The following is a 15,069-nucleotide window of genomic DNA, read 5'->3' as shown; positions in this document are numbered from 1 at the left end:
GTAGGTCATCGTCAAGATTGAATTTCAGAACCCCGTCTGCGCAAGCAGGTGGGGTTTTGTTTTTGCGCGCGGAAAAGCCAGCGTCCTGCATCCCCCTCGTGGATGCACGGCAATGCCCCTCTGTAGTCTCCCATTAATGGACTCGGGAGTGAGAACGGGTACAGGAGCGAAAGCGCGATGAAAAAAGGGCACCTTTTTTCGCTAGAGTCGCCCGACCAGCCAGAGATTATTGCGCTGATCGAGGCGCTGGATGCTTACCAAACGCCGCTTTACCCGACTGAAAGTCATTACGGAGTAGATATCAGTGCTCTTTCAGCGACGAATGTACTTTTCGCTGTTGGACGCTCAACTGACGGGTCAGCTGTTGCATGCGGCGCCTTGGTAGTGCACCCAACGCATGGCGAGCTGAAGCGGATGTTCACCCAGCCAGCGTTTCGAGGGGAAGGTCTTGCGGGTGGGCTGCTTGCGATATTGGAAAAAGAAGCACGACTAAGGCGCTGCCTTCATCTGATGCTTGAGACCGGTTACCTGCAACACGAAGCTATTTCATTCTACGAGTGCAACGGCTACCGGCGCAGAGGGCCGTTTGGAGAGTACGAGGATGATCCCAATAGTTTGTTTCTGGAGAAGGTGCTCGACTGACAGCCTCTTGGTATCCAATCAACAAAAGAAAAAGCCCCACATCGCTGCAGGGCTCTTCTTCACCGTTTAATACTGCTCACCCAGAAGACGCGTGCGCCAGTGCAACAGCCGTTACTGTATCGGCCTCGTCACGGCGACGAATGTACTTCCAGTCTGCCTCATCAATGTAGATACCTGCAGGGCCACTACCGCCTTCCAGGTCGATTGCGACGTGCGCCGATACTTGTGGCTTGACGCTCGCAAGAATCGGCACGAAACCCAATTGCAGACTTGTTTCCAAAAGTGCAGCCTGGTTGCGTTCGTCGATGTCCGCTGCTTCATCCAGGTAATAAGGCAGACGAACACGGCCGGCTTGGTCGCGGTCCATCAAGTGCAGCAGCAGGTACATGTTGGTCAGCGCCTTGATGGTCATGGTCGTACCGTTGGACGCAGCGCCATCAATATCAGTGTGAATAACCGGCTGGCTGTTGACCTTGGTGATCTCGAACGCCAGCTCGAACAGGTCCTTAAGGCCCAGCTGGTTGTGGTTCGCGGCCACCAGACGCGCCAGATACTCCTTGGCCTCCTCGTTCTTGTTGTCCTGCTCTGCGCTCTGGCTCAGGTCAAACACTGACAGTGTCTCGCCCTCTTCGTACTGACCGGCGCTATGAATGATCTGATCGATATGCTTGAGCGCTTCCTTATTGGGTGCCAGCACGATGCGAAAGCTTTCCAGGTTGGAAACTTGACGACGGTTGATCTCGCGGTTGAACAAGGCCAACTGGTGTTCCAGGCTGTCGTAGTCGCTGCGGATGTTGCGCAACGTACGCGCGATGTCGGTCACGGCCGCACGGCGTGCCTTGCCCAGCGTCAGCGCCTCATCCGTGCGATGCGCGTACGCGTTGATCAGCAGTTGCAGGCGGCGCTCCATGTCGTCTTCGCTGTCGAACTTGGCCACACCCTTAAGACGCACTTGCGCATACAGCGCTTCGATCTGACCGTCGCAACGCAGCAGACCTTGCCAGCTGTCCTGGTAGTCATTGAGCAGCGGCAGCAGGTTGTCCAGTGAGTCGTCCACCGGCTCCATGAACGGCGTGCCGAAGGGCAGGTCTGCAGGCAGCAACTGACGGCGACGCAGCGCGTCATCCAGCGTGCGTTGCTTGGATTCCAGATCACCGATCTGGCGGCCAACCAGCTGCAGTTTCGCCGACAGTTGCTGAACGCGCTCGGTGAACGCATCGCTGGAGCGCTTGAGTTCGTCCTGCGCCGCTTCCATCTGCGCCAGTTGCTCGAGTTTTTCGCCTTCTTCGGCGCTCAGCGTCTGGGTACGACGGAAATCTTCCAAAGCCTTTTGGGCGTCCAGCACTTGCTGGTACAGCGCCTCGGTTTGGGTCTTGCTCGCTGCCCGATCAGCCGCCACGGCTTGTTGGGTTTTCAGTTGCTTGAGTTCTTTTTCCAGACGCTCTTTCTGATCACGCAACGCCGCACGATCGGCCAACGCCTGCAACGCAGGTGGCTCGATATGCGACAGGTTGATCGACAGCCCAGGCACCTCGAAACGTTCGCCCTTGAAGCCGTCAAGGATGGCTTCCAGGGATTTGACCCATGCGTCGCCGTCGTCCAGTGCAATGCCTTGCTCGCCCAATGGCAGGCTGAACAGTGCACTGTTGAACAAACGCATCAAGCGCTCGACGTCCGGCTGCGAAAACTCCTCGCGCAGGCGGGCGTAGCTGTTGTTGTCGGCGTGATCAAGCTGCTGCTTGACCGACTTCAGGCGTTTTTCCAGATCACGCAGACGCTCATCCAGATCCTCGGCACTGAACTGACGGGACTGAGCCAAGGCACCAGCGAACTCGTCGTGAGCGTCCTTGGCCGCCAGCAGTTGCTGCTCAAGCATGCGCACGTCGTCAACCAGCGCAAAGCGGTTCTTCAATACGGCCAATTCGCCGATCCAGCGCTGGACGTTGCTGATCTCACGCTCCAGACGCATCAGCTCCTGAGTGCCGCCGCGTTGATCGTTCTGCAGCGCATCCTGTTCGCCGCGGTAGTGCTCGGCCTGAATGACCAGTTCTTCCTTGCGTGCGTTGGAATAGTCCTGCCATGTACCCAGCAACGAATCGAGCAGCGGTGACAAGCGATGCAGTTTGCCGCGCAGAATGTCGCGTTGCTTGACGCCGTTGGCCAGGGCTTCGACCAGCGGACCGGCAAGGACCAGTGCGTTGTAGTCCTGCTCCATGCGGCGCACGTCGCGAAAGGCCTCTTCGCACGCTGCAATGTAATCGACGCTACCCGAACGCAGGCTATGTTCGAATGCATCGAGGAACAGCTGCTTGAGCTTGGCGGCAGTGATTTCGCGCATGTGCAGCAGATTGATAAACAGTGCGCGGAAAGTTTTCAGGCTCTGCTCGCTGGTCGAGCGCAGTGGAATCAGGGTCAGGTCCAGCGGAATCGAGGTGTGGCCGCCGACCAGCAAGCGGCGCAATTCGTCCGGCTTGAGCTCATAGGCTTTCAGGCCCTGGCTCTCCAGATTGGTGAACAGCTCTTTCTGGCGCAAGCAGGTGTCGTTCTTCTGATAGTGCGCCAGATCCAGCTTGCCCGCGTAGGCGAAGAATTGATGACCGAAGCCGCCACCGGGGCCGCGGCCGACCACGCCGATCACGTGCGGACCGTGGGGCAAAGCCACTTCGACGAGGATGTAGCTGGTGTCGGAGGCGAAGTAGAAGCGGCGCGACTGATCAAGGCTGTACTTGCCGAAACTCATGTCCGACATGCGCGCCAGAATCGGGAACTGTAGCGCGTTGATCGATGCGCTTTTGCCCAGGTTATTCGCGCCGTAGACCGACAGTGGGTGTTCCAGCGGAAACAGCCCGAGGCTGTAACCGGCGGTGTTCAGCAGGGCGAAGCGGCGAATGCCGTAGCGTTCCTGGCTCATGCGTCAAGCTCCTGTTCGTCGGCGATTGCACGGGCCAGAGCCTGCTCTTCGGTTTCTTGTGTTTCGTCAAACTCGGCGAGGTCGAGCGGATCGTCGGTCTGCAGCAGCTTTTCATCGCTGTCGTTGTCGATCAGCACCGGAGTCGGCAACGGCAGGTCACTGTGCAAGCTGGCGGCCAGATCACGGTCCTGCTGAACCGACAGGCAGACATCGAGGAAGCGATGCATCGGTGGCAGGAATCGGTAGATCCCCACCTCTTCGGATGCGAACCCGAGTTGAGTCATGCGGCGCATGATCTTTTCTTCCAGCTCTTCCTGGGTCTGCACTTCGGCTTGAAGGAACAGGTCGCGGTACTTTTCCAGCAATGAAGGCAGCTCGTCGCGGCCCAGACTGCCGCCATCGAGTACTGCAACCGGGTCGCGGCCCTGGTCGGCCAGATGCTCGACGAGAATGAACGTAAACAGAGCCAGGCGCTGTGCCGTCTTGTTGACCTGTGCAGCTGCCAGGTCCGGTACGAAGTAATAGAAGCCACGGGTGTCGCAGATCAGCTCGAACCCCAGCGCCTTGAACAGCGTGCGGTACTGATCCTGAAAGGTGGACAGTTGCGCATAAAGTTCAGGATCGCGACGACTGACGTGGTAACCCTTGAACAGCTCGCGAAAGATCGGCGCGAGCTGGGACAGTTCAGATAGATCAAGATGCATGGGCGTTGCCCTCGGAATTCTCAGGGGTGGCGTCTTTGCTCGAGAGCAGGGCGAAGGAGCGCAGGCTGACGCGATGCTCCTGGGTCAGGTATTCGCGGCGTTCGAGACGCTCGCGCTTGAAACGTTTTTCCCGCGACAGGCGGGAGAACCAGTACAACAGTTCGTCGGTTGCGCCGGTCGGCTCCTGCTCCAGTAGCCAGACCATCAGATCCGGCATCGGTAAGGCTTCTTCGCAGCGTTCAACCATTTCCTTGACCGTGCGCGGCGCCCGGGTCGGCTCGCCCTTGCGGGTGGCATTGGCCTTGGGAAAGCGCGCAGGTTTTGGCTCGAAGCGTGCCAAGGCGTAGACGTAAGCCTCAACCTGGTTGGCACTGCCGAGAAACGTGCTCTGTGGACGGGTAAACATCGGCATCGCGGCCTGCGGCACGGCGTCCAGCCCTCTGCGTCGAATGGCCGACAGCGCCAGCGCGGCGCCACGGGTCACGGCGTTGTGACGACGGGCTTCTTCGCGCAGCGGCAGCAGCAGTTCGCGGGCGTGACGCAGCGTCAGTTGCGCGCTGGTCTGCATTTCAAGAATTCGCGCGTGGGTGCGTAGCAACATGTCGTCGTCGACCAGATGTCCGAGGCGTTGCTGGTCGCTGAGCATGCGCAGCAGCACGTTCTCGACCTTGCGCACACCTTGTTCGAAGGCGCCGTCGGCATTTACCAACTGGATCATTGGCTCGACATATTCGTCCCAGGTTGCCAACACCTCGGCGTAGCGCTGACGCAGCGGGATCTGCCGGTCGCTGGTCTTGGCGCGTTCGGCCACAGAAACCAGCGCCTGCTCGTCGTTGGCGAGCTTTTTCAGCACATCGCGCACGCGCATGTCGAGCAGACGTAATTGCCGGGCGAGGTCATTGGCGTCACGCGCTTCAAAGGCTTCCTGGATATAGCCGGCCAGCCGCTCCAGATGGCGCAGGTAGGCTTCGATCTCCAGACACAGGCCCAAGCGGTGCTCGCGTCGCAGGTACGAGAGGAAATCGTGGATCTGCGCGTTCAGCTCGAAACGGTTCGGGCTTTTCGCCACGGGAACCAGAATGTCGAGCCGAATCCATACATCCAGCAGGTGGGTGATGTCCTGAGGCGTACTTTCCAGTTGCTGGGCGGCCAGTTGCAAGCGCAGTTCGCTCAGGCTCAGGGTGCCTTGGTCGAAGTGCTCGCACAGTGGCTCAAGGAGCGCCCAGTGTTCGGCAAGGGCGCGCAGGACCCGCTTAGGTTCGATCATCGGATGGCCGCTGGTTGGCAAATAAAAGCGGCGATTGTACTGCATCGAAGCGTCTGGTTTTCACCCCCAGTCGATCAACTGCGGCGTGAAACGTAGAAGGCCTGTAGAATCCCCGTCCTGACTTTATCCACAGGTGGCTGTCCCTTGCTCAATGAGCCTCGCCGCCGCGCTTATCTGACCGCCATGCAGGTGGTCAGCTGGCTGCCGCGTACCGAACTGCCCTTTGCTGCGCCTTCACGTCCGCTGCTGCTCGCGCCTATACCGGTATTTGAGGAGGAGGTCGTGCAGACTTCGCCGTTGGCCCCGCCTGCGCGAACGCGCAACGAGGCTACGGTTACCAAACCGGCGCCTGTTACGCGGGCAGTCGGGCGGCCCAAGATCGAGATACCGAGCCCTTCTTTGGCGGTCAAACCGGCCGTCAAGCCTGTGGAAGACAACCCCGTTCCGGAAGTGGTGAAGGCGCCCGTCGTCCCGCCGCCGCGTTTTGCGTTGCAATTGCTGCGTGCCGGCAGCTGCCTGCTATTGGTTGAATTGGCCACAGGCGAGCCTTTCCAGAGTCGCGATCCTTCCTATCTGTTGCTCAAGGACATGTTGCGCGCAGCAGGTCTTCCCGACAGCCCTCAGATCATCGGCGAGCCCGTGCGCTGGCCCTTGCTGGTGCGCGGGCAGATGGACCAAGGGCCGGAAGCGGCTCGGGATTTCATTCAGGGGTTTCTCTACGCCCGTACCGAGGAGGCGCCCTGCACTTGCCTGTGGCTGATTGGACTGCCCGCGGTGCGTTTTGCCGGTGAGGTTGACGCCGAATCCTACAATCTGGAATTCCAGGTGGAAGGCCTGGGTTCGGCCTGGGCGCTGCCGGGTCTGGAGTTGCTGATGGACGAGCCTCAGCGCAAGGCCGATGTCTGGCGCGCCATGCGTCAATTGATGGGACGTTGGAAGAGCGTAAATGAAGAGTGATGCCGTAACGTTTCGCCGCATGACCGAAGCTGATCTGGATGCGGTGCTGAAGATCGAATATGCAGCCTTCAGCCATCCCTGGACCCGCGGTATTTTTCTCGACGGCCTCAAGTCTTACGAAATCTGGCTGATGTTCGAAGGCAATCAGCAGGTCGGCCATGGCGTGATCAACGTGATCATCGACGAAGCGCACTTGCTCAACATCACGGTCAAGCCGGAAAGCCAGGGGCGTGGGCTGGGGCTTTTACTGCTGGACCAGTTAATGAAGCGCGCTTATGAGTTGAACGGGCGCGAATGTTTCCTTGAGCTGCGATCCAGCAACCAGTCAGCTTATCGCCTATACGAGCGCTATGGCTTCAATGAAGTTGGAAGGCGTCGTGACTATTATCCGGCAGTGGGTGGGCGCGAGGATGCGCTGGTGATGGCGTGCACGTTGACTGACTGATCAAGGATGCTCCCGGTCTGACAGTTGAATTCTTGTGCGGGAGTGGGCTTGCTCACAAAGAATGACTTTCAGACCAAAGCGGTCTGCGCCAAATTCGTGAGCCGGCGTACTCCCACAAGACTATGCAACTATCGGGGCTGAGGTTAGACCCCAGGCTTGCCATCCAGCGGATCGAAAATGGCCATTTCCTCTTCATCCAGCCCGTCGCCGCCGCCGATGTCGTCCTCATCTACCACACTTAGATCGAAATCAGCCGGGCCGTCTTCGCCTTGTTCACGGGCCGAACGCGCGCCATCTTCGTGAATCAGGGTTTCCGGGCTCAGGTCATCGTCGGTCGGATTATGGTCGTCGGTTGAGGCGCCGGTCATCCCGGCTTCGCGCACACGTTCGTCGGGAATGCGGGTTTCCAGCTCGTCTGCGGGGATGGTGTCACCGATTCGGCCGCTGGGTTCGTTATTGTCGTTGAAGTTGAGCTCTTCCATCGAACCCATACGGTCTTCGTTGTCGTCGATCGGTTCGGGCTGAGTGGCACCGAAAGGGCGGCGTGAATCGTTCATGGCAAATCCTCATTGTGAGCGGTCTTAATGGGTGGACCGGAGGCGGCGACGAAGATTCACTCAGGTTCTTATCTGCTCATGGCGAAGCGGCGTGACCCGAAACGCCAATAGCCTGTCATAGCTAGGCATCATTTCCGAGGCATCAACGCATGAACGAATTACAAGATCTGATCGATAACAACGAACGCTGGGCTGCAGCCATCAAAGAAGAAGATCCGGAATTCTTCGCCAAACTGGCTCGCCAGCAAACGCCGGAATACCTCTGGATCGGTTGTTCTGACGCGCGTGTCCCGGCCAATGAAATCGTCGGCATGCTGCCGGGCGACCTGTTCGTTCACCGCAACGTGGCGAACGTCGTACTGCACACCGATCTTAACTGCCTGTCGGTGATTCAGTACGCAGTCGATGTGCTCAAGGTCAAACACATCCTGGTCACCGGCCACTATGGCTGCGGTGGCGTGCGTGCTTCGATGCAGGATCGCCAGTTCGGGTTGATCGACGGCTGGCTGCGGACCATTCGTGATCTCTATTACGAAAATCGCGAGCTGCTCAGCAAACTCCCGACCGAGGAAGAGCAGGTCGATCGGCTGTGCGAACTCAACGTGATTCAGCAGGTGGCTAACGTGGGCCACACCAGCATCGTGCAGAACGCTTGGCATCGTGGGCAGACGCTGTCGGTTCACGGCTGCATCTATGGCATCAAGGATGGTCGCTGGAAAAGCCTGAACACCACGATCAGTGGCTTCGAGCAATTGCCGCCGCAGTATCGGTTGCGTCCGCTGGGAGAGTGAGGGTTCGAGCGGGGAGGTAATTGAAGCGCGGACCCGGTCCAATTAGAAAGCGAGCTTGTTCGTGTCAGGCAGTATTGCGTCGCCTGACACGACAGGCCCACTCCGGCAAGGGGGGGGCGTTTACAGCTCTGTTTGCTTCAACTCGGGCAACGGTTTCTGCAGTTGCTTGATCTGCCGCGATACGGTGCCCGTCCGGCATTTTGCGGCCGCTTGATCAGCCGTCAAGTTGCGCACCGAGGTGTAGAACAGGTTGCAGGTCTCGACTTTGTTGGTGACTTGCCAATGGGTTGTGCACTGGTTAAGCAACGCCGCCGCATCGGTGCTTGGCTTCTGACCCATGCCTGCCTGCCAGCAGGCCGCACTCAGATCCTGGCCCATGACCTTCAAACCTGCATCGTCGGCTTTGGTTTCGTCGCCGCCGTAATTGCTCTTGTCTGCCGCATACCAGATGTAGCTTGGATGATTGGAGCCGAGAACCGAGACGGTTTGCCCGGCGGCAGGGCTGATGGTTGCAAGGCCCAGCACCGGCACGGTGACCTTGTACTGCTCCTTCAGCCAATTGCGTACCGGGGCACCGAACGCCACCATGGGCAATGAGGCGCCAGCCGCGCTCTGGCTGAACTGCCGGACCATGGTGGTCTGGTAATCGTTGAAGTAGCCGTAGACGCCTTCCAGGTCTTTGCCTGCGGTAGACGGGGCGGCGATAGGCGCGATATCGATGATGGATTGATAGGCGGGTGTCTGGTCGGCCGGGATCCCGTTGTCGGTCAGCAGCTCGGCCCAGCGGTCGGTGGTGGCCGAGCGCAGGTAGTCCTGAGCCTGGATCAGCGAGTAATCCGGCGGGAAGTGCAGAAGCTCGACGCTCTTGCGATTCTCAAGGGCCATGCCCAGCGGCAGGAACAGGTACCAGTTGTAGGCGAACTTCCCTTCGCTATTCAGTTTTGTCGCGCCTGTGTACGCCAGGTCGCCAGCATCCAGCAGGGCTGTGAGCGGCTTATCGTATCCATCCGGTACCCCGCTGATCTTTGCGTGAAGCTTATCGTTATCATTGACCACACTCACCGTGGCGCTGGCGTAGCCGTCGCGCTGGACACTTTGTGTCAGGTAATGTTCGACGGTCTGCTCCAGCGTCCAGTTGCGAAAGCAGATGACATTGCAGTTGTTGGGGTAAGCAAAGAGGCGGGTGACGCGATCTTTGCTGCCCAAGGCAACGTCGACATCGGCATGAGCAACAGAGCTCAAGCTGACAGTCAGGGCGGTGAGGGCCAGACCCAGTGCGGAGGTTTTCTTCATGCTCATGTCCTTGTTGGCGTAGGAACCCGTCTGAGCGGGTATGTCTCAATCATGAGACACATGAGCGGGGGAGGGAATACTTCTTATGGCTGTTGGCCACTTTTTTGCGGGAGCGCCAGCTTGCCTCTGCCGTTATGCCGGCGATGTCAACGCACAAACCTCTGCACCATCGAGTTCTGAGGTTCAGAGGTTCTAGGTGTTGGGACCGGGCTGGCAGACTCCGATGAACGCCGCTTGGTCGATTGGCTCAAGACGCATACGCCATCTGAGATTTCGGTGTAGCCCGACGCTACGACGTTGACGTTAAAGCAGGCCCTCAGTCAGCAATCTCATCCATGAACTCCCGCAAAAACTGCTCGGTTCGTTCATGCCTTGCCTGCGCCATTTGCCTTCCGGTAAGCGTCTGAAAACCCTCGGCCAGGCTTAAAATCTTGGTTTTGAAGTGGTCGACGGCATAGCGTTTGTCGTCCAGCGCGCGGCGGTGTGCGTGTGGATCGCCCGGATCATAGAGGTGGCTGCCCATGCGTCCTGAAACGTAGAACAACCGGGCGACGCCGACCATGCCGATAGCGTCGAGGCGGTCGGCGTCCTGGAGAATCTTTGCTTCGAGCGTGGTGGGTGTGAGGCTCGCCGAATAGCTGTGGGACTCGATGGCATGGGCGACGGCCTGGATGCGTTCTTCATCCCAGTTCATTTCTGCCAGTAACTCCGTAGCTTTCGCGGCTGCCAGACGCGACGCGCTGGAGCGCAACGGCGAGTTCTTTTCCACCGCAACGCAGTCGTGCAACAAGGTCGCCGCCAGCAGTATCGTGTGATCGCCGCCTTCCTTGTTGCGGATTGCGCAGACATTGCTCCAGACCCGATGCAGGTGTGAAATGTCGTGAGAGCCATCGGCCCGCTCAGCGATGGTATGAGGGATCAGCCTTTCGGCCAGATCCTGAAACGGCGCGAAGCTAAGGGCGATCATCGAATCTCCTTTCGATCCAGGCTGGTGATTGAGCCAGCATACAAGATTGACCCGCCGCCAGACGCTCGCTTCCTCAACGGGCGTTAGTTCAAACCTAAACAGTCTGCTCGATTTCTGGCACATCATCTTCCGCCTGCGTACCTTTATTCAGGGACAGGAAGACCACTGCAGCCGTTGCCACAGTGACCGCAGTCAGAATCAGCAACAGACGGCTGAACGCGTCGGCGTCGCCTGTTATCAGCAGCGCTCGCCCAGCGTCGGGCAGTAGCGAAGCTGCGCCGCTCAAAGCCCACCCCGGTGAGCAGCATCTGCCACGCAAACGCCATCGTCGGGCTTGCGGCAGGTCGTGGCTCAATTAGAACAGTCCGTCTGCAGACACCAGCAACCCGATGCGCAGAGCATCGAGGGCGATAGCCAGCGAACCCGCCTCCCGGCAACGATGGGCAGCACCAGCCGTGGCGCTGAAAGGGCGATCATCAAGGCGCGACGCAGTCCGCCGCAGGCCCGTGCGCCTCGACGCCGCCGGAGCGTTTATTTGCCTTTCATTGCTGCCGTCATCTTGTCCACGTTGTAGCGAAACATCTTCACGTAGGTCGGCGCTGGACCGTTGGCAGGCGACAGCGATTCCACATACAACGCTCCGCCCGGATGTGCACCGCTCGCCTTGGCGATTTGCTGTACCAGACGCGGGTCGCTGGAGTTCTCGAAGAAGTAGGCGCTGACGCGTTCCTGCTTGATCTGGGTAATCAGCTTGCCGACATCGGCAGCTGACGCTTCTGTCTCGGTGGAAAAGCCCAGCGGCGACAGGAAGGTCACGCCATACGCATCGCCGAAATAGCCGAAGGCATCGTGGGATGTCAGCACCTTGCGCTGTGCGACCGGAATCGTGCTGATCTGCTCGCGAGCGTAGGCGTCCATGTCCTGCAGTTGGGCGATGTATTTCTCACCGTTGGCCTTGTAGTCGGCGGCGTTATCGGGATCGGCTTTCTGCAGCGCCTTGATGATGTTTCTGACATACACGACGCCGTTTACCGCGCTGTTCCAGGCATGCGGATCGGTAATCTTTTCGCCGTCCTCTTCCATGCTGCGGGTCCTGATGCCGTTGGACAACACCACCGGCTCACCCTTGTACCCCGATGCGGTGATCAGGCGGTCGAGCCAGCCCTCCAGGTGCAAGCCGCTGACGAACACCACGTCGGCTTTCTTCAGGGCCTGCGCGTCGTTCGGCGTTGGCTCGTATACGTGGGGGTCACCGTTGGGGCCGATCAGCGAAGTGACATGCACGTGATCGCCGCCGACGTTATGCACCATGTCAGCGATGACGGTAAACGATGCCACGGTTTCCAGGGTTTTTGCCTGAGCGAGGTTGGCCAGGCCCGACAAGGCCAATGCGGCGGTAAGAAGCGTCAAACGTTTCATTGTGTTTTCCTTGAGGTAAGAAGTCGATCAGCCGGACAGGTGTGTTCTCGGATACAAACGGCGTAGGAAGCCGCTGCGTCCGAAGCACAGTGAAAACAGGTAGAACGCGCTCGCGGACAGGACAATGGCGGGCCCCGAAGCGACGCTGATGTGATAGGAAACGATCAGGCCAATGAAACCCGACAGCGTTGCCACTGCTGTAGAAATCACGATCATCCCGGTCAGAGAACTCGACCAAAATCGTGCGACGGTGGCGGGCAACATCATCATGCCCACCGCCATCAGCGTGCCCAGCGCCTGGAACCCGGCCACCAGGTTCAGCACTACCAGCAGCAGAAACAGCACGTGATACAGCGAGCCGCGCCCGCCAACCGCGCGCAGGAATCCAGGGTCGAAGCATTCCAGAATCAGCGGGCGATAGATCAGCGCCAGCAGCACCACCGTGAAGGATGCGATAGCGCCCACCATGAAAATTGCCTGATCGTCGATGGCCAGGATCGTGCCGAACAGCACGTGGAGCAGATCGACGTTGGAGCCGTGCAGCGAGACGATCAACACGCCCGCCGCCAGCGACGTCAGGTAAAAACTGGCAAAGCTGGCATCCTCCCGCAACGTAGTAAACCGGCTCACCAGCCCCGACAAAAGCGCCACGGCCAGGCCAGCAATCAGGCCGCCGAAGCCCATCGCCGGCAGTGACAAACCGGCAAACAGGAATCCCACTGCCGCGCCCGGCAAAACGGCATGGCTCATGGCGTCACCCACCAGACTCATGCGGCGTAACATCAACAGCACGCCGACGGGGCCTGAGCCGATGCCCAAGGCGAGGCAGGCCACCAGTGCGCGGCGCATGAAGCCGAAGTCGACGAAGGGCTGAATCAACAAGGTGTATAGCGTCATGGCATGGACCCCTCATCACACGGTTGCGCATCCGGGCTCCAGTGCTCGGCCATGTTTTTGGCGCGGCGCAGGTTGTCAGCGTGAAGGATGTTGGCGGTATTGCCCCAGGCAATGGTTTCCCGGGCCAGCAATAAGGTGCTGGGGAAATGCTGGCGCACCTGCTCGATGTCATGCAGAACGGCGATCACGGTGCGGCCCTGACTGTGCCAGGTACTGATCAGCTTGAGCAGGTCGCGGGTGGTGCGGGCATCGATGGCGGTGAAAGGCTCGTCCAGCAGAATCACCGATGCGTCCTGCAGCAAAAGACGGGCAAACAGCACCCGTTGAAACTGCCCGGAAGACAGCGAGCTGATGCTGCGTTGTTCGAAGCCTTCCAGCCCGACCGCCAGCAAGGCTTCTTGCGCCTTTTCGGCATGCTGGCGCGTAACCCCGCGAAACGCTCCGATGCTGCGCCAGGCGCCCATCATCACCGTGTCGGCCACGCTCAGCGGAAAGCTGCGATCAATCTCCGCTGCCTGGGGCAGATAGCCAATGTATCGCGTCGCGAGACTGCCGCGATCAACACGTCCGGCCGCAGGCTTCAAGGTTCCCGCGATGGCTTTGATCAGCGTCGACTTGCCCGCGCCATTGGGCCCGACGATGGCCGTCAGGCTGCCTGCAGCGAAGCGTCCGTTGACGTGATGCACGGCGGGGCGTCGTTCGTAAGTCATTGTCAGGTCATGCAGGTCAATCGCCGCGCTCATGGAATCGCCACCGCCCACGCAATGCCGACCCACAGCAACGCGAGCAAGGCCAACGAGACCAGCATCCGCTTGCCTGCAGACTGGGCGAGCGCGGAGGTTGCGATATTGCGGGGAAGCGGGGGAACGGGCTTCATGGAGTCAGTGCCTGAAATGTTTTGTTATAGTATTACATCACTCTTTTTGGGTGCGAGCAAAGGGCTATTTTTTGCCGGTTCAGGATTGCGACAGTTGCCTGCGCTGATCACAGCGGCGTTTTCCTGCAATGACAAACCCTGTAGTTTCCCTGACCACGTCTGTTCTTTTTCAGGGTTTTTCGACATGTCCGCCACACATCGCCGTTCGGTGCCTCTCGCCAAATGCTACCGCCTGCTCAACCACGGTCCGACCGTTCTGGTCAGCGCGTCCCACGACGGTCAGCGCAACATCATGGCGGCAGCGTGGGCAATGCCGATGGACTTCCAGCCACCGAAGGTCACGGTGGTGCTCAACAAATCCGTGTGGACGCGTCAATTGCTGGAAGCTTCCGGGACTTTCGCGATCAACGTGCCGACCATCAGCCAGATCGATATCGTGGAAACAGTCGGATCAACCTCAGGGCTGGAGATTTCCAAGGAAAAGGATGTGGACAAGTTCACGGCCTATGGCCTGCAAACCTTCGCCGGTGAAGTCGTCAAGGCGCCTTTGCTGGAGGGCTGTGCGGCGTGGCTGGAATGCCGCGTGCTGCCCGAACCGCACAACCAGAATCACTATGACCTGTTCATCGGCGAGGTGGTGGCAGCCTGGGCCGACGAGCGCGTGTTCTCCGACGGCCACTGGCACTTCCAGGGCTTTGATGAGCTGCGCACGCTTCACCATGTCGCGGGCGGGCATTTTCTGGTGATTGGCGATGGGGTGGATGGCAAGGTGTTGGAGCGATCCGGGCGCCGAAGTTAGCAGGCGATACAGCTCAGGGATGGGTTTGTCTACTGTCACTTCTGACAGTAGACGTTTGCCTTTTGAGGGTAGATATTTCGCTAATCGGCTACCAGTCTGGAAGCCGGGACAAATCTAAAAGGAATTTCAAGATGAGTACCGATCCTGTGGAAACTGAAAAATCGGCAGAATACGAACAGATTTTTAAGCGTTTTGACGCCAATAACGATGGAAAGATATCTTTGTCTGAGCTAAGCAAGGCGCTGAAAGCTCTGGGATCGTTCTCCGACGATGAAGTACAAGCGATGCTCAGCGACATCGATTCAAATAAGGACGGTGACATCGATTTTATGGAGTTTCTGAAGTTCGCCGAAAAAAATGACGGGTTGGCCACCGGCTTGGGTTAGGCCTTGCGTGGACTGCATGTGTTAAGAACGGTGTCATTTTTGTGGTTGTAGTGTGTAGTCGTGGGGGTGTCAGAAATTTTGTGTTCGGGCATAACATGAGCAAGAGGTGCATGTATGCCAACCAAAAAGAAACCTGCGTTACGCGAGCTACCAAAAA

At 58.9% G+C, this 15,069-nt stretch carries 15 protein-coding genes; 6 read left to right on the top strand and 9 right to left on the bottom strand.

Annotation, left to right across the window (positions count from 1 at the left end):
* Positions 1 to 177: 177 nt before the first annotated feature.
* The gene (locus EC915_RS24290; RefSeq protein ID WP_133753011.1) at positions 178 to 642 is read left to right on the top strand and encodes a GNAT family N-acetyltransferase; all 465 of its coding nucleotides are present in this window, start codon (positions 178 to 180) and stop codon (positions 640 to 642) included.
* Between the two features lie 76 nt (positions 643 to 718).
* Here EC915_RS24290 and mksF read toward each other — a convergent pair whose 3' ends face one another.
* Genes mksF through mksB form a run of 3 tightly spaced genes read right to left on the bottom strand, consistent with a single transcriptional unit; the run spans position 719 to position 5,524 of the window.
* Positions 719 to 3,553, bottom strand: coding sequence for an Mks condensin complex protein MksF (gene mksF, locus EC915_RS24285; protein ID WP_133753010.1), 2,835 nt, complete (start codon positions 3,551 to 3,553; stop codon positions 719 to 721).
* Positions 3,550 to 4,257, bottom strand: a complete 708-nt coding sequence (mksE, locus tag EC915_RS24280; protein WP_133753009.1) for an Mks condensin complex protein MksE — start codon at positions 4,255 to 4,257, stop codon at positions 3,550 to 3,552. Before mksE ends, mksF begins: the two co-directional genes overlap by 4 nt.
* Positions 4,247 to 5,524 (bottom strand): Mks condensin complex protein MksB, encoded by a 1,278-nt coding sequence (mksB, locus tag EC915_RS24275; protein ID WP_133753008.1) that lies wholly within the window; start codon positions 5,522 to 5,524, stop codon positions 4,247 to 4,249. The genes mksE and mksB overlap by 11 nt, the downstream gene beginning before the upstream one ends.
* Positions 5,525 to 5,668: 144 nt before the next feature.
* On the opposite strand from mksB, the gene EC915_RS24270 reads away from it, so the two are divergent.
* Both EC915_RS24270 and rimI read left to right on the top strand, forming a co-directional pair.
* Positions 5,669 to 6,481, top strand: coding sequence for an energy transducer TonB (locus tag EC915_RS24270; RefSeq protein WP_133753007.1), 813 nt, complete (start codon positions 5,669 to 5,671; stop codon positions 6,479 to 6,481).
* Positions 6,471 to 6,926 (top strand): ribosomal protein S18-alanine N-acetyltransferase, encoded by a 456-nt coding sequence (gene rimI, locus EC915_RS24265; RefSeq protein WP_133753006.1) that lies wholly within the window; start codon positions 6,471 to 6,473, stop codon positions 6,924 to 6,926. The genes EC915_RS24270 and rimI overlap by 11 nt, the downstream gene beginning before the upstream one ends.
* 143 nt (positions 6,927 to 7,069) lie before the next feature.
* Here rimI and EC915_RS24260 read toward each other — a convergent pair whose 3' ends face one another.
* Positions 7,070 to 7,483, bottom strand: a complete 414-nt coding sequence (locus tag EC915_RS24260) for a serine kinase/phosphatase (RefSeq protein WP_133753005.1) — start codon at positions 7,481 to 7,483, stop codon at positions 7,070 to 7,072.
* A gap of 149 nt (positions 7,484 to 7,632) precedes the next feature.
* Here EC915_RS24260 and can point away from each other — a divergent pair, with 149 nt between their 5' ends.
* Positions 7,633 to 8,274, top strand: coding sequence for a carbonate dehydratase (can, locus tag EC915_RS24255; protein WP_133753004.1), 642 nt, complete (start codon positions 7,633 to 7,635; stop codon positions 8,272 to 8,274).
* 120 nt (positions 8,275 to 8,394) lie between these two features.
* Here the strand turns inward: can and EC915_RS24250 are convergent, their stop codons facing one another.
* The 5 genes from EC915_RS24250 to aztA all read right to left on the bottom strand — a co-directional run bounded on the left by EC915_RS24250 (position 8,395) and on the right by aztA (position 13,593).
* The gene (locus EC915_RS24250; protein ID WP_133753003.1) at positions 8,395 to 9,567 is read right to left on the bottom strand and encodes a hypothetical protein; all 1,173 of its coding nucleotides are present in this window, start codon (positions 9,565 to 9,567) and stop codon (positions 8,395 to 8,397) included.
* Between the two features lie 316 nt (positions 9,568 to 9,883).
* Positions 9,884 to 10,534, bottom strand: a complete 651-nt coding sequence (locus EC915_RS24245) for an HD domain-containing protein (RefSeq protein ID WP_133753012.1) — start codon at positions 10,532 to 10,534, stop codon at positions 9,884 to 9,886.
* A 531-nt stretch (positions 10,535 to 11,065) separates the two neighbouring features.
* Positions 11,066 to 11,953, bottom strand: a complete 888-nt coding sequence (locus tag EC915_RS24240) for a metal ABC transporter substrate-binding protein (RefSeq protein ID WP_133753002.1) — start codon at positions 11,951 to 11,953, stop codon at positions 11,066 to 11,068.
* A gap of 27 nt (positions 11,954 to 11,980) precedes the next feature.
* Positions 11,981 to 12,850, bottom strand: coding sequence for a metal ABC transporter permease (locus EC915_RS24235; RefSeq protein WP_133753001.1), 870 nt, complete (start codon positions 12,848 to 12,850; stop codon positions 11,981 to 11,983).
* On the bottom strand, positions 12,847 to 13,593 hold the full coding sequence (aztA, locus tag EC915_RS24230) for a zinc ABC transporter ATP-binding protein AztA (RefSeq protein WP_133753000.1): 747 nt from the start codon (positions 13,591 to 13,593) through the stop codon (positions 12,847 to 12,849). Before aztA ends, EC915_RS24235 begins: the two co-directional genes overlap by 4 nt.
* A gap of 318 nt (positions 13,594 to 13,911) precedes the next feature.
* Here aztA and EC915_RS24225 point away from each other — a divergent pair, with 318 nt between their 5' ends.
* Both EC915_RS24225 and EC915_RS24220 read left to right on the top strand, forming a co-directional pair.
* Entirely contained in the window at positions 13,912 to 14,526 is a 615-nt protein-coding gene (locus EC915_RS24225) for a flavin reductase family protein (protein WP_133752999.1), read from the top strand.
* A 131-nt stretch (positions 14,527 to 14,657) separates the two neighbouring features.
* Entirely contained in the window at positions 14,658 to 14,912 is a 255-nt protein-coding gene (locus EC915_RS24220; RefSeq protein ID WP_133752998.1) for an EF-hand domain-containing protein, read from the top strand.
* The last annotated feature ends 157 nt before the right edge of the window (positions 14,913 to 15,069 follow it).

The organism is Pseudomonas sp. LP_7_YM, from assembly GCF_004364435.1.
In the GTDB taxonomy this organism is placed as follows: domain Bacteria; phylum Pseudomonadota; class Gammaproteobacteria; order Pseudomonadales; family Pseudomonadaceae; genus Aquipseudomonas.
Note: the sequence above shows the minus strand (reverse complement) of the source record. Positions and strands in the feature narration are given on the sequence as shown.

Bases quoted from the DNA above. Each gene is read 5' to 3' on its own strand.
- EC915_RS24290 (WP_133753011.1), top strand. From the start codon at position 178: ATGAAAAAAGGGCACCTTTTTTCGCTAGAGTCGCCCGACCAGCCAGAG.
- mksF (WP_133753010.1), bottom strand. From the start codon at position 3,553: ATGAGCCAGGAACGCTACGGCATTCGCCGCTTCGCCCTGCTGAACACC.
- mksE (WP_133753009.1), bottom strand. From the start codon at position 4,257: ATGCATCTTGATCTATCTGAACTGTCCCAGCTCGCGCCGATCTTTCGC.
- mksB (WP_133753008.1), bottom strand. From the start codon at position 5,524: ATGATCGAACCTAAGCGGGTCCTGCGCGCCCTTGCCGAACACTGGGCG.
- rimI (WP_133753006.1), top strand. From the start codon at position 6,471: ATGAAGAGTGATGCCGTAACGTTTCGCCGCATGACCGAAGCTGATCTG.
- EC915_RS24260 (WP_133753005.1), bottom strand. From the start codon at position 7,483: ATGAACGATTCACGCCGCCCTTTCGGTGCCACTCAGCCCGAACCGATC.
- can (WP_133753004.1), top strand. From the start codon at position 7,633: ATGAACGAATTACAAGATCTGATCGATAACAACGAACGCTGGGCTGCA.
- EC915_RS24250 (WP_133753003.1), bottom strand. From the start codon at position 9,567: ATGAAGAAAACCTCCGCACTGGGTCTGGCCCTCACCGCCCTGACTGTC.
- EC915_RS24245 (WP_133753012.1), bottom strand. From the start codon at position 10,534: ATGATCGCCCTTAGCTTCGCGCCGTTTCAGGATCTGGCCGAAAGGCTG.
- EC915_RS24240 (WP_133753002.1), bottom strand. From the start codon at position 11,953: ATGAAACGTTTGACGCTTCTTACCGCCGCATTGGCCTTGTCGGGCCTG.
- EC915_RS24235 (WP_133753001.1), bottom strand. From the start codon at position 12,850: ATGACGCTATACACCTTGTTGATTCAGCCCTTCGTCGACTTCGGCTTC.
- aztA (WP_133753000.1), bottom strand. From the start codon at position 13,593: ATGAGCGCGGCGATTGACCTGCATGACCTGACAATGACTTACGAACGA.
- EC915_RS24225 (WP_133752999.1), top strand. From the start codon at position 13,912: ATGTCCGCCACACATCGCCGTTCGGTGCCTCTCGCCAAATGCTACCGC.
- EC915_RS24220 (WP_133752998.1), top strand. From the start codon at position 14,658: ATGAGTACCGATCCTGTGGAAACTGAAAAATCGGCAGAATACGAACAG.